Here is a 12,869-nt window from a genome sequence, read left to right as displayed (position 1 = left end):
GAATATGCAGGAAAATAAGTGTTCTTGATATCAAAATTACAATATTTGTTTTTTGCCTGCGCCGTCGGAGGCCTATTTCTTATGCCTAAATTTCGGTAGTAATTCACTAATTCTTACTTATATTGATTATTTAGTTGTTAATTTTTTTTAATATCATTTTTCATAGCGTACTTTACACTATCTCAATTTTTATTTTTTAATTCTCTACAAATGAATGATGATAAATCATTAGGCTTCCTGCCTAATATCCATGTTAAAATATTTGAATTACCAACAAATCCATGTTCATTGTAATATTTATATGGCTTTTTTACACTTTATCACCCAAAAGTTCATTGGATGATTATCTATATTTTCTTTATGTATATCATCCATATCTGCAAAATCTATAAGTCCATAATCTTTAAAATCCTTTTCTATTGACTCAGCATCATAAAAAAATAGCTTTATACCATTTGGCATTTCATAATAATTTTCAGCAAGTTTTGTACCTCTACCGTACAGTGGTGCTTTTGGGGAAACAGATGCAAAAACCATATATCCACCTGGTTTTAATTGATTATAGCAATCATTAATAAACTTCTTTCTTCCTTTTTCATCTAGTAAATGAATAAGTGCAAAGCTAAATATGCCGTCATATAACTTATTTTCAAAAGGCATTTCTGATACTGATCCATGATAAATTTTATTCTCAAATCCATGATTCCTTGCTATACTAATGGCTGTTTTAGAAATTTCAATTCCTGTAACATTCATATTATTATCAATAAACGGCTTTGCATTTCTCCCATATCCAATACCTGGTATCAAAACATCTTTTATATTATGTTTCGCAAAATAATCCGCTACAGCAACAGCAATAGTAGATGGAGTAAATCCCCACATTGCTTGATTTTCCGAAAACATTGTTTCCCAAAGTTCTGACATATAAACACTTCCTTTAATAATTTTATCTTTAGATTCGTATTTTATTTTGTTATTAATATATAAATAATAAGAATAAAATTATTATAGTCCACTTATTAAGTACTATTCAATTATAGGTATTAATTAAAAACATAGCAAAATCAAAGAAATCATGTTAAAGTCTTAATTGGACTTTAATATGATTTGTTATCTTATATATAAACAGTTTAATAAATATCAAAATAATCATCATTCATTTTTATCTTACCAGCACAGTACTTTAAGTACAAATAACCATCTATTACCACAGACATAATTACCCCCACTGCTCCTAAAGTCATCCATATCATTTTATACATACCTACTTTACCAAAAGCAGAAAAACAGAGAAATGCACCTACAGGCATAGCGACACGTGATATCTCTGCTATATCAGCTGAATTAGCATCTAAATCTGTATCATTTATTTCATGTATAAAATACCAAGATAATGCTATTTTATAATGATATATAGGAAATACTAGCGCTAGAGCTTTCAAATATGAATTTATATCATATCCCACTACCTCGCTCATAAGAGGATAAATCAATCCCATTGACATTGTGCCTACTATAATAAGCATAATCACATTTGTATTTCGACTCAATTCAATTTTTTTAATACACTCTTTAATTTTTTTCATATAGCTTTTATCCTTTCAGTTATTAAAATATTAAAAGTTAGAAGTTTCAATCAAAAGTCCTGTATTTAATTCTTTTAAGTAATTTAATATTACAGGTATTAATCTTGCTCTTAACATAATGTAAGTTAAAACATCCTCATATTTAGTTCTCCTTTAATATATATCATACTTTAATGTACGCATATTGTCCTTTTACCTGTGTTATAGTACTAAAAATCTTATTTATCATAATAATCTAAATTTATAATTATCATTAATATATTACTATGATTAATAAACCTTGTTGTAATTTTCTTTTTGATAAACTGCCCTTTAGGTGAAACTTTTTCAAGAAATAAACAAAGACACCTATAAAGTTTATTTATTAATAACATTCTTTATACGTGTCTTTATAATAATATTCTTTAATTTTACATTAACTTGCGAAAGTAATTTTATTTTTTCCTGTTGTTTTAGATGTATATAATCTGTTATCAGCTACTTCAAGTACTCTTTCTTTTTCTACAGCACTATCAGCAACTCCCATACTTATTGTAACTTTTATATCATTATCCCAGATTAGATTTTCTATTCTTTTTCTTACATCCTCAGCCATATTTATAATAAAATTTTTATCTCTTGGATTTACTATTACAACAAATTCTTCTCCACCATATCTAAATATGCTTCCATTCCTTCCAATGACTTCTTTTGAAACTTGAGCAACTCTTTTTAAAACTTCATCTCCAGTTAAATGACCATAAGTATCATTAATTTTTTTAAAATTATCTATATCAAAAACAAAAATATAAAAATTTTTATTTTTTTCTAGTAGCTTATTAAGCACCTCATCAAAATACCTTCTATTATTAATATTAGTTAAACTATCTGTTATATTTTTATATCGTAACTCTCTGTTTTTCATAATTACAATTACTATGACTATAGTCAATAGTAACATTACAATGCACCCTTTTATATAATTGTATATTTTTTCTTTATTCATCCTTCTTAGAGCAAGTTCATTTTCATACTTTGCAACAGTATATTCCGAATAATTTTTGTTGACTAGTAATGACTCTTCATATTTAACCTGTAAAAGCTTAGCTTCATATTCACTAACTTCTTTATATCTTTTTTCCTCATTGTATATCTTCTGCATTTTTTGTAAAACGTATATTTTCAAATCTTTATCAGTTAAATTATTCAATATTTCAGTATATTTATTTAAAGCATAGTCAACATTGCCCTTAAGATACTCCAAGTAAGCTTCGTATGCAGACTCATACAGATCAATATCTGCATATCTTAATCCTAAATTTCCCGAAAAACAATTTTTACACAATTCAATATACTTTTCTGCTTCACTTAAATCCTCTTTAGATGATTTATCCTTTTCATATTTTTCCATATAATATTCTGACAATGATAAATAGTATATGATATCTGAATTATAATTCTTATTAACATCCACAATATAATTATACTTATTAATTAAATCAGGCACTTCATTAAGTTTATCATCAACAAGATAAATCTCTATAAGTTTATTTAATGCAGTTACTTTTATATCATGCCTTAATACATGATCTTTAATATCCATATCTAATACTTCTATTAATAATTCTTCTGCTCTCTCATTATCTGAAAGCTTTGCATATATTTCTGCTTCATTAAGTCGTGCTCTTGCTTTATATATATCTCCATTTTCAATATTAAATTTATTTAATATTGTCTCTATCTCCATGGATAGCTCTATTACTCTTGCATGATACCCTTTCCCCTTATAAATTGAAGCCAATGTATCTTTAATCGGTACAATCACACGTGCATCAAGTTTACTTTCATTTTTTAATATAGCTTCTGCTTTGTTCATTATATAATCAAAGCTATCATCAAAATTTATATATAATCCTAATTTAGCATTTAGTAACAAACCATACTTATTCCAATCTTTAATTGTCATACTATTTAATTCATTATCTATTTTTTCTAAAATACTATCATCCTTATGTATGTAAGTATAATAATATTCCATTAAATATTCATTATACAATTCAATGAATTTATTAGTAAACCTATTTTGTTTTTCTTGAGACATAACTGAATATTTCATACCTTCTTCTCGGTTTTTTCTAATATAACCATATTCATATGCTATCAAAAAGTAATCTTCTGCAGACAATTCTTTCCCATCATTAATTTTTTCTATATTCTTTGCATTATAACTTATTAAAAGTTCACTGTTAATCTCTTTAGAATATTCAACTTTATTATATAAACTTCGTATAAGAATATTTTTAATGGAATTTCTAATGCAATATGCACCTCCCAAAATCACAGTGCAAAGCAAAATACAGCTAATTAATAATGTATATATTTTTTTCTTATTATTTTTCACTTATTCCTCCATAATTTAGCACATAAAGATTATCCAAAAGGGTTCTTTTTGCAATTAATCATAAAATTATCTATTATCTTTATATTGCATTAATTTGATAAATAATATCAACTTTCTCATAATTCAATCACAATAAACTCTATATCACTTACCAAAATATATTTTTATACAAAATCCGACACATTTTTCACTTGTTATTTTATTTTAATATAATTATATATATATTTCAAATAAAATTTATATTTAACTTAGTATCATTAAAATGTAAAATAATATAATTTTTAACACAAAAAAAGACTATATTTTCATAAGCCTTTACTTTCAAACAAAAAATCAAATCAATTTTATCCGGCAACTGGCAAGCATAGTTCAAATATCTTTAGCCCCTATAGTTTTGCGTCACTGAATTTCTTCAGCTTTGCTATTAAATTGTATAGATTGTAAAGTACATTATATATAAGTACTAATTAATAATAGCACTTCAATTCCCTAAATAGTATTATCATCCATATTTCTATTTGCTTTTAATTTAAATCAAAAATTAACAAAAATACACCCTATTTGTATTCATATTGTAACATATTTTATTCTTATTGTAACATATTTTAAAAAATATTTACTTTTTTCGACATAAATCATATTATACATTGCCATCTAATTATTAATAAACAAAAATGCTGACTAACTACATTATTGTAGATAATCAGCATTTTCAGAAATTCTATTTTTTTATATACATAGAGCAAAAAGTGGCGCACATAAAACAGTAAGAAGTCCAGTCATAACAATTGCTAAGCTACTCATAGCTCCTTCTATTTGACCCATTTCCATAGCTTTTGATGTACCTATAGCATGAGAACATGATCCTATGGCAATTCCTTTTGCTACTGGATTCTTTATTTTACATAAATTACATACTCCTTCAGCAACCATGCTTCCAAATATACCTGTAACTATTATAACAGCAACTGATATTGTTACTATTCCTCCAATTTCTTCTGATACACTCATTCCTATAGCAGTAGTTATTGATTTTGGAATTAAAGTAACATATTCTTGGTGTCCAAGTTTTAATGCACGTGCTAATATAAATACGCATACAAAATTAGCTAATACTCCACAAATAACCCCTATACTAATTGCCTTCCAGTTCTTTTTTAGTAATTCAATCTTTTCATATAATGGGATTGCTAAGCATACTGTAGCTGGTGTAAGCAAATAACTTATATATTTTGCTCCATCATAATATTTGTCATAGTCAATATTAAAGGCTAGTAAAAAAGCAATAGTAATAGCAATTGATATTAATAATGGATTAAATATTGCTAACTTAAATTTTCTTTTTATTAATACCCCTATTCCATATGTTATAAGGCTTATAATTCCACCAAAAAAGATTGAATTTTGTATCAAGTTATCCATTCGTCTTTCCCTCTTTACCCGTTTTTATTTATCTTCATCATCTGTTTTTTTACATTCTTTACATTCACCAATAGAAATAACTTTCTGAGTAGCATGGCCAGTAACTATCATTGTAACTATTGTAGAAACAACAGTAATAATAGCTATTGGTAAAATTACTCCTTTAAGTACTCCCCATGAATTCATAAGTCCTACAGCTGCAGGAATAAACATAACTGGCATAATCTCTATAAGAAATGTTCCTGTTTCTTTTACTGAATCTATCTTTATTATCTTTGTATATAAACATATGAACATTATCACAAGTCCATAAATACAAGCTGGTATTTGTACAGGTATAATATAATTTAAAATTTCACCTATAAATGAAATCGCAAGAATAATACCCATCTGTCCCAAGTATTTCATCTTTTGTCGCTCTCCTTAATTGATATTTTTTCATTAACAAAATATAATTATATCAACACTATTTTATATATTATATATATAACTTACTAAATAATATAATAATTTTATCACTTTGGAGGTTTTTATGAGTTTAAAAGAACCTGAAAAAGGTTTATATGAAGATCCTCGTTTTCCATTTGCAATATTTACTATAAATAAAAAGGAATGTATTCCACCTCATGGCCCTGGAAACCACACCCTTCATTGGCATGAAGATTTACAATTTACACTTGTAACCAAAGGTTCTCTCTCAATGATGGTAAATAGTAAAAATTATAATTTAAAATCTGGCAATGCCATATTTATAAATAGTAGACTTTTACATATGACAAATCACATAAGCGATGATGGAGAATATGTAAGTATTAACTTTCCTACAAAAATGATTTCTATTTTAACTGGAAGCAAGCTTGAGTCTGATTTTGTTCAACCCTTTACTATGAACTACAATCTTCCTGCAATTCTTCTTACTAATGATGATGAATGGCAGAAAAATATAATATCAATGCTCACAGATTTATGTAACTTTTGTAAAGATGAAGAAGTTTACGCAAAAGATTATGAAATTGCTGTAAGACTTCAATCTATATGGTTGTACTTCATTAGAAATGTAAAAAATTATAGCTGTAACTCTAGTAAATCTTTTGTACGAAAACAAGAATATATGCAGTTAATGCTTTCATATATACATGATAATTTTATGGCTAACATTTCTCTATATGATATATCTAACTCTGCACATATAAGCCAAGCTGAATGTTCCAGATTGTTTAGAAAGGTACTTGATATAAGTCCATATGAATATCTTTTAAAATACCGTATAGAACAATCTATTGAAATGTTGAAAGAAACTAATAAATCTATTACTGAAATTGCTATATCTGTTGGATTTAACGACTGTAGCCATTTCATTCAGGTTTTCAAAAAACATACTGGATTTACTCCTAGAGGATACATAAAAAATAATTTAAAATAATTATTTATACATAATAAGGCAGAATGAAAAACTTATTATTAATAGGTTTTTCATTCTTTTTTGCATATAGAATTTTTTAATGCTATTTCTTTTATTTTTTCCATAATTTATTGTAGATTACACTTCATATGAGTATACTTTGATTTTACTATATCAAACCCTATATTTTCATATAAAGGCTTCCCAAAATCTGTAGCTTGCAACTCAACATAAGATAAATTCATATCTTTAGCATCATCAAGCATCACCTTCATAAGCTTTCCTGCTATGGCATGCTTTCTGTATTGTGACTTAGTAAATACATTTAAAACAGTACCTGTCTTTCCCGTAATAAAGCTTGGATTTGCTGGTTTTTCTACAATAAGCAAAAAAACTCATTTTTATTATTTAACTATAAATTCTATCTAATCACATATGCGCTAATTTTATGTTAGATTGAAAACTATTTTTAATAATATTATATAAATAATTATAACTAAACATGACAGAATGATGTCAGCTTTAAAATTGTATAATTATTCCATAGATTGGACATAATCTAAAAAAATAATTTCATAAATATATTTTATATAAGAAAGGATGTTTTAATTATGGAAAATAAATCATTTTGTCAATGCTGTGCTATGCCAATGGAATCAAATGAAGTCTTAGGAACAAATAAAGATGGAAGTAAAAATTCTGATTACTGTATTTACTGTTATAAAGATGGTGAATTCACTGCTCCTAACGTCACTATGGAAGAAGAAATTGAAATTTGCCTTCCTTTCATGAAAGAACAAGGATTTTCTGAAGATCAGGCTAGAAAAATGATGCAAGAAACATTTCCACATTTAAAGAGATGGGCAAAATAGTTATATAAAACAATATTCAGGAATTCTGCACTTTAGATCTGGGTATTTCTTTGTAACTTTTTCACCTATTTCAGGTATAACTTTAAAATAAGTTTCATAATTAGGTACATTCATCTTTTTAGAATATACTATACACTCTGGTAATTCCTTAATTATAGCTTGATAATTCATAAATATCTCCTCCTGTTTCCCACATAAAATAAATTCAATTCTGGATAGCTGCTCAGTACTATTAGATATTTCTGTTTCTATCTCTTTTTTTCTTTTTTCTAAAATATATTTAAAACTAGATCCACTTAAAATTGTCCTTATTTCATCAATAGATAATCCTATCTGACGAAATGACTGAATTTTATGCAATATTGTAAGCTGCTTAGTTGTATAAAATCTGTATCCTGTAAAATCATCTACAAATTCTGGTTTTAACAACCCTACAGAATCATAGTATCTCAATGTTTTAATTGTTGTTTTAGTCATTTTAGAAAATTCACCAATTCGGTACATATGCCTCACATCCTTCCTTGTAGCTTTATCTTATTACCTCCATTTAGGGGAGAGTCAATATAATTATTTATAATATTTCCAACATAAATATTATAACATTTTTTATATATAAATCTTTCTAATTCCTAAAACATACTACACTCTTCTAAATCAAAAATAAGCAGACATAAATATGCCTGCTTACCTTTATTTTTTCATAACAGAAAGTATAGAAACTGTTACAATTATTAATATTGTACCTAACCACTGTACCCAGCTGAATGTTACATTCATAAACATTATAGATAAAAATGCTGCTGATAATGGTTCTATGCATCCAAGTATACTTGCTTCATATGGTTCTATATATTTAAGACTTTCCATATAGGCTGAAAATGCTATAATAGTTCCAAATATCATTACAAAAGCTACTGCTAAAATAGATTTTGGTGTCCAATTGCCTGTACAGTTAAAAGGTGAATTAACAAAGCAAAAAGCTACTCCACCTATTAACATTGCCCACCCTACAGTACATATTGATCCATATTCTTTAATTAATTTTACTGGCTGCAAAGTATATAGTGCAGATGCAAAAGCAGTTACAATTCCCCAAAAAAGAGCTTCTTTAGAAATGGATAAACTATTCATATTTCCTTTTGTAATTATCAAAAATGTTCCGAGCATTGCCATAGTCACACATAATAGTTGCTTTAATGTTGGTAATTTTCTATTATGAATACACATATAAAAAGTAATTATTATAGGTGCTAAATATTGCAATATTGTTGCTGTAGCAGCATTTCCATGATTTATTGCTGCAAAATATGCATACTGCACTCCAAGCATTCCTAAAAGTGAAAATAATATAAGTCGTATAACACTATCTTTTCTCTTCCATATTCTTAATAAATTTTTATCTCTTTTTATTGCTGATACTATCAAAAGAAAAGCTCCTGATAAAAGCATTCTAGTGGTAACAAGCCATTCTGGTGTAAAATTCTCAGCTTGAAACAAGTATTGAGCTGTTGTTCCAGAAACACCCCAAAGCAATGTTCCAAATGTAACTAAAAATATTCCCTTTAACCTTAAAGATTTTTTCATAAGTAATTTTATCTCCCATTTATTAAATTAACCATAACTAATATTATATTTAATACTAACATTTATCAATAAATAAATTACTCATTTTTATGAATATATTAACGTAACTAACACGATAATTGCTGAAACTGAATATTGTATATTTAAAATATAAAAGTATATTATTAATCTAAAACTTTAATATTAGGTTCTATTTTCTGGAGCATTTCCATAGTCACTGCACCATGTCTTAATACTACAGGAGGATTTACTGTACAGTCTACTATTGTAGACCCTATTCCTATATTCTTTTTATCTTCTCCTATTATGTAATCTATTTTCCCATCAAAATCTTCTATACATCCTTCTATATTATCGTGGCTTGGGCCTCCACTTATATTTGCAGATGTGGCTGTAATTATAGTACCTGATAATTCAACAAGCTTTCTTGCCAGTTCATTACTTGTCATTCTTATTCCTATAGAATCTAAATTAGCACTAGTTATATTAGGTATAACATCTTTCTTTTTTAATACTAATGTTAAAGGACCTGGCCAAAACTCATCTATAAGCTTTTGTGCTACTTCGGGAACTTCTTTAACATAGCTATCTATATTCTTTGAGGCAGTAATTACTGTAATAGCCTTATTATCTGGTCGTCCTTTAGCTTTAAATATCTTTTTTACAGCCTCTTCATTTAATGCATCTGCTCCTAATCCATAAAGTGTTTCTGTAGGATATGCTATTACCCCTCCACCTTTTATGCACTCTGCTACTTCTATTAATCTTTCATCACCAAGACTTTGTATGTTATAAACTTCTGTTTTCAAGGTTTACCCCTCTTTCGTAAAATTTCTTTTCATAAATTATAATCTTTATTTTTTCTTTCAATTATAACATAAGCATTAATTTTAAATACTTATGTTATAATAATTTATCTCAAGAAATTCCCACCAAAATTTATTTTTTAATTTTACTATTTTATGCTATATCCATTATCAGAAAGAACATTTATTGCCTTTTTAAAGTTTTCTTTCTTAGTCAAAATATAATCTGTATTAAAAGTTGAAACTGCAAATATACCTATCTTATTCTCTTCTAAGTGATTTTACTGGATCTACAGTAGCAGCCTTCATAGCTGGAAGTATTCCTGCTATTATGCTTATTGTAATGCTTAAAGTTAATCCATATAATAAATACTTTCTATCTATTAAAACTAAATTAATCGAAAAAGACTTATATGTTAACTTATTAATAAATTGTGCTAATCCATATGAAATAATACATCCTAATAGTCCACTAAATAATCCTATTAGTGAAGCTTCAGATAAGAAAATTCTTCTTATATCCTTTCTTCTTGCACCAATTGATTTTAAAATTCCTATTTCCTTTGTTCTTTCCATTACACTTATATATAACACTACAAGTATCATAATTGAAGAAACTATTAAAGAAACAGCTGCAATTCCTGATAATCCATAAGTAATTATATTTATCATCTGGTTAAACATTATTGTCATCTGTTCTTCTGATGAACTTGAATAACCTAATTCCTTAATTGTATTTTTTACTTGATCTACATCTTTATCATTTGAAGCAGTAACGTAAACTATATTAGGATTTAATGTACTTTTATTTTCACTATATATTTTTTCTAAATCTTCATAATTTAAAAATACACATCTAAGCATTGAGTTTAAACTTCCATAGCTATCATATACACCACTTATAATAAAATCGTTTTTCACCTTCTTATCACCTATAAGTAGGCCTAATTTAACCTTTTTCCCTACTATTTCATTAGCATTATATCCAAGCTTATCAAGCGTTCCTCTATTAATTAATACTTCACCACTTTTAGGAAAGTCTCCACTAGTTAATCCTGTTTTTAAAAGGATAGATGATATACTTGCTATACGCATTAAGTTACATCCACCTTTATCACTTTGAATAGAGTTTGCCCCCATAGATATCTGATTATATCCTTTTTCTATTGCTGATACATTATCTAAGGACTTTAGTTTTTCTAAGTCTCCTTCTGTAAATGCTTGCCCATTATTTACTTTAGGCATATTAAATAACTGCTCATTATCATCATTAAAGCTATCATCATTATCATTCATGCTGACTTCTATAACTGATGGGTTAGAATAGCTATTCATAGCATTATTAAAATATGTCTTTATCCCATTTCCAAAAGCAAGCATAAGTATGACACTCATTATTCCTATACTGGTACCAAAGGAAATTAAAATATTTCTAAATATCTTTTCTTTCATATTTATAAGAGATAATTTTATAGCTGATATTAAACTTAAGCTTCTATTTTTTTCTTTAGATTTGCTTGAATACTTTTGTTCAGTATAATCGTTACTTGAATCTAATTTTTCTTTCTTAGTATCACCAACTATTTCACCATCTCTTATTTCTATAAGCCTGTCAGCCGATTTTGCCACCTTTTCAGAATGAGTGACCATTATTACAAGCTTATTCATCTTCACTACTTCTTTTAGAAGATTTAATATTTCATCCGTATTCTTACTATCAAGACTTCCTGTAGGTTCATCTGCTATTATTATGTCTGGATCATTTACAAGAGCCCTAGCTATAGATACTCTTTGCTTCTGACCACCTGATAATGCACTAGGCTTTTTATGTATTTCCTTTCCAAGTCCCAATCTTTCTAATATTTCCTTGCCCTTTTCAATTCTCTCTTTCTTACTTACTCTATTTAAAGTCATTGGAATAACTACATTGTCCAACACCGATAAATGGGGAATTAAATTAAAACTTTGAAATATAAATCCGACCTTATTCTTTCTATATGCATCTATTTCTTTTTTCTTAAACTTCTTTATATCCTTGTTATTTACAATCATCTGTCCAGTAAATTCTGAATCAAGCATCCCCATAATATTTAAAAGTGTTGATTTTCCACTACCAGACTCCCCTATAATTGCTGTAAGTTCTCCTTTTTGAAAAGATATATTTATATTTTTAAGCACATGATTTCTATTTTTACCTACTTTGTAATACTTATTTATATCTTTTAATTCTAAAACTCTCATATCTCTCAACCAAATTTTCCTTTGCCCAATTTTTATTACTACTTTTAAAATGCTTTCCAGAAGGTTTGGAAAAAATATAAAACAAAATATTTGCTAAAATTCCACCTGAAAAATCTATAAGTACATCCTTCACGCTAGATGTTCTGTCTTGAATAAACATCTGTAAGAATTCATCTAAAGTTGCTATTAGTAAAATTATAAATAATGAGTATATTATAATGTTTATATCATTAATCTTAAAATGCTTTAACGCACAACAAATTGCTATAGTGAGTAAAAAGAATTCAAAAGCATGAGCAATCTTTCTAACTAACAAATTTAACTCTTGTAATGAAATATGGTTTAAAATTGTCTTTCCAAATGGAGCTTTTGATATTATCATTACAATATCATTTACAACTCCCCTGCTTCTTACATTGGAAACAGAGGATACCTGACTTGAGTTAAAAAATATAAATAAAACACAAAATACACATGCAAATATAAATATTTTCCTTTTATTCATTTTTACCTCCATTTAAGTATAATAATACATTTATTATACCATTAACTTAATTGCTAAATATGACAAAA

General features: G+C 27.0%; 13 protein-coding genes, 1 pseudogene and 1 riboswitch. Of the genes and pseudogenes, 2 read left to right on the top strand and 12 right to left on the bottom strand.

From position 1 onward, the window contains the following. Positions 1-297: 297 nt before the first annotated feature. The 5 genes from HF850_RS08955 to HF850_RS08935 form a co-directional block, all read right to left on the bottom strand. Positions 298-927: a class I SAM-dependent methyltransferase gene (locus HF850_RS08955; protein WP_169105096.1), complete on the bottom strand. Its 630-nt coding sequence runs from the start codon at positions 925-927 to the stop codon at positions 298-300. 206 nt (positions 928-1,133) lie between these two features. Then, positions 1,134-1,589: a hypothetical protein gene (locus HF850_RS08950; RefSeq protein WP_169105095.1), complete on the bottom strand. Its 456-nt coding sequence runs from the start codon at positions 1,587-1,589 to the stop codon at positions 1,134-1,136. A gap of 415 nt (positions 1,590-2,004) precedes the next feature. Then, positions 2,005-3,969, bottom strand: coding sequence for a GGDEF domain-containing protein (locus HF850_RS16145; protein WP_169105094.1), 1,965 nt, complete (start codon positions 3,967-3,969; stop codon positions 2,005-2,007). Positions 3,970-4,316: 347 nt separating this feature from the next. Next, positions 4,317-4,402: riboswitch (cyclic di-GMP riboswitch) on the bottom strand. Between the two features lie 296 nt (positions 4,403-4,698). Further along, entirely contained in the window at positions 4,699-5,391 is a 693-nt protein-coding gene (locus HF850_RS08940; protein WP_169105093.1) for an LrgB family protein, read from the bottom strand. Between the two features lie 24 nt (positions 5,392-5,415). After that, positions 5,416-5,799 carry a CidA/LrgA family protein gene (locus tag HF850_RS08935; protein WP_169105092.1) on the bottom strand — a complete coding sequence of 128 codons (384 nt, stop codon included), beginning with the start codon at positions 5,797-5,799 and terminating at the stop codon, positions 5,416-5,418. Positions 5,800-5,923: 124 nt separating this feature from the next. Here HF850_RS08935 and HF850_RS08930 point away from each other — a divergent pair, with 124 nt between their 5' ends. Continuing rightward, positions 5,924-6,814: an AraC family transcriptional regulator gene (locus tag HF850_RS08930; RefSeq protein ID WP_169105091.1), complete on the top strand. Its 891-nt coding sequence runs from the start codon at positions 5,924-5,926 to the stop codon at positions 6,812-6,814. 107 nt (positions 6,815-6,921) lie between these two features. On the opposite strand, the gene HF850_RS08925 is transcribed toward HF850_RS08930, so the two are convergent. After that, positions 6,922-7,182: a GNAT family N-acetyltransferase gene (locus HF850_RS08925; protein ID WP_169105090.1), complete on the bottom strand. Its 261-nt coding sequence runs from the start codon at positions 7,180-7,182 to the stop codon at positions 6,922-6,924. Positions 7,183-7,404: 222 nt separating this feature from the next. Here HF850_RS08925 and HF850_RS08920 point away from each other — a divergent pair, with 222 nt between their 5' ends. Further along, positions 7,405-7,665, top strand: coding sequence for a zinc ribbon domain-containing protein (locus tag HF850_RS08920; protein ID WP_169105089.1), 261 nt, complete (start codon positions 7,405-7,407; stop codon positions 7,663-7,665). On the opposite strand, the gene HF850_RS08915 is transcribed toward HF850_RS08920, so the two are convergent. From HF850_RS08915 to HF850_RS08890, 6 genes and pseudogenes are all read right to left on the bottom strand, one after another. Continuing rightward, positions 7,666-8,169, bottom strand: coding sequence for a helix-turn-helix domain-containing protein (locus HF850_RS08915; protein ID WP_169105088.1), 504 nt, complete (start codon positions 8,167-8,169; stop codon positions 7,666-7,668). Between the two features lie 186 nt (positions 8,170-8,355). After that, positions 8,356-9,249 (bottom strand): EamA family transporter, encoded by an 894-nt coding sequence (locus HF850_RS08910; RefSeq protein ID WP_169105087.1) that lies wholly within the window; start codon positions 9,247-9,249, stop codon positions 8,356-8,358. A 164-nt stretch (positions 9,250-9,413) separates the two neighbouring features. Beyond that, on the bottom strand, positions 9,414-10,058 hold the full coding sequence (locus HF850_RS08905) for an L-threonylcarbamoyladenylate synthase (RefSeq protein ID WP_169105086.1): 645 nt from the start codon (positions 10,056-10,058) through the stop codon (positions 9,414-9,416). Positions 10,059-10,204: 146 nt separating this feature from the next. Further along, positions 10,205-10,336, bottom strand: a pseudogene (locus HF850_RS08900) (ACT domain-containing protein); the annotation flags it as partial. Continuing rightward, complete coding sequence (locus HF850_RS08895; RefSeq protein WP_169105085.1) at positions 10,317-12,296, bottom strand: ABC transporter ATP-binding protein/permease; 1,980 nt, start codon at positions 12,294-12,296, stop codon at positions 10,317-10,319. The pseudogene HF850_RS08900 and the gene HF850_RS08895, both read right to left, overlap by 20 nt. Beyond that, on the bottom strand, positions 12,265-12,801 hold the full coding sequence (locus tag HF850_RS08890; protein WP_169105084.1) for a VanZ family protein: 537 nt from the start codon (positions 12,799-12,801) through the stop codon (positions 12,265-12,267). Before HF850_RS08890 ends, HF850_RS08895 begins: the two co-directional genes overlap by 32 nt. Between the last annotated feature and the right edge of the window lie 68 nt (positions 12,802-12,869).

Source organism: Clostridium sp. SM-530-WT-3G, assembly GCF_012843905.1.
Taxonomy (GTDB): Bacteria; Bacillota; Clostridia; order Clostridiales; family Clostridiaceae; genus Clostridium.
This window is presented reverse-complemented; position numbering and strand designations above follow the sequence as displayed.

Bases quoted from the DNA above. Each gene is read 5' to 3' on its own strand.
- HF850_RS08955 (WP_169105096.1), bottom strand. From the start codon at position 927: ATGTCAGAACTTTGGGAAACAATGTTTTCGGAAAATCAAGCAATGTGG.
- HF850_RS08950 (WP_169105095.1), bottom strand. From the start codon at position 1,589: ATGAAAAAAATTAAAGAGTGTATTAAAAAAATTGAATTGAGTCGAAAT.
- HF850_RS08940 (WP_169105093.1), bottom strand. From the start codon at position 5,391: ATGGATAACTTGATACAAAATTCAATCTTTTTTGGTGGAATTATAAGC.
- HF850_RS08935 (WP_169105092.1), bottom strand. From the start codon at position 5,799: ATGAAATACTTGGGACAGATGGGTATTATTCTTGCGATTTCATTTATA.
- HF850_RS08930 (WP_169105091.1), top strand. From the start codon at position 5,924: ATGAGTTTAAAAGAACCTGAAAAAGGTTTATATGAAGATCCTCGTTTT.
- HF850_RS08920 (WP_169105089.1), top strand. From the start codon at position 7,405: ATGGAAAATAAATCATTTTGTCAATGCTGTGCTATGCCAATGGAATCA.
- HF850_RS08915 (WP_169105088.1), bottom strand. From the start codon at position 8,169: ATGTACCGAATTGGTGAATTTTCTAAAATGACTAAAACAACAATTAAA.
- HF850_RS08910 (WP_169105087.1), bottom strand. From the start codon at position 9,249: ATGAAAAAATCTTTAAGGTTAAAGGGAATATTTTTAGTTACATTTGGA.
- HF850_RS08895 (WP_169105085.1), bottom strand. From the start codon at position 12,296: ATGAGAGTTTTAGAATTAAAAGATATAAATAAGTATTACAAAGTAGGT.
- HF850_RS08890 (WP_169105084.1), bottom strand. From the start codon at position 12,801: ATGAATAAAAGGAAAATATTTATATTTGCATGTGTATTTTGTGTTTTA.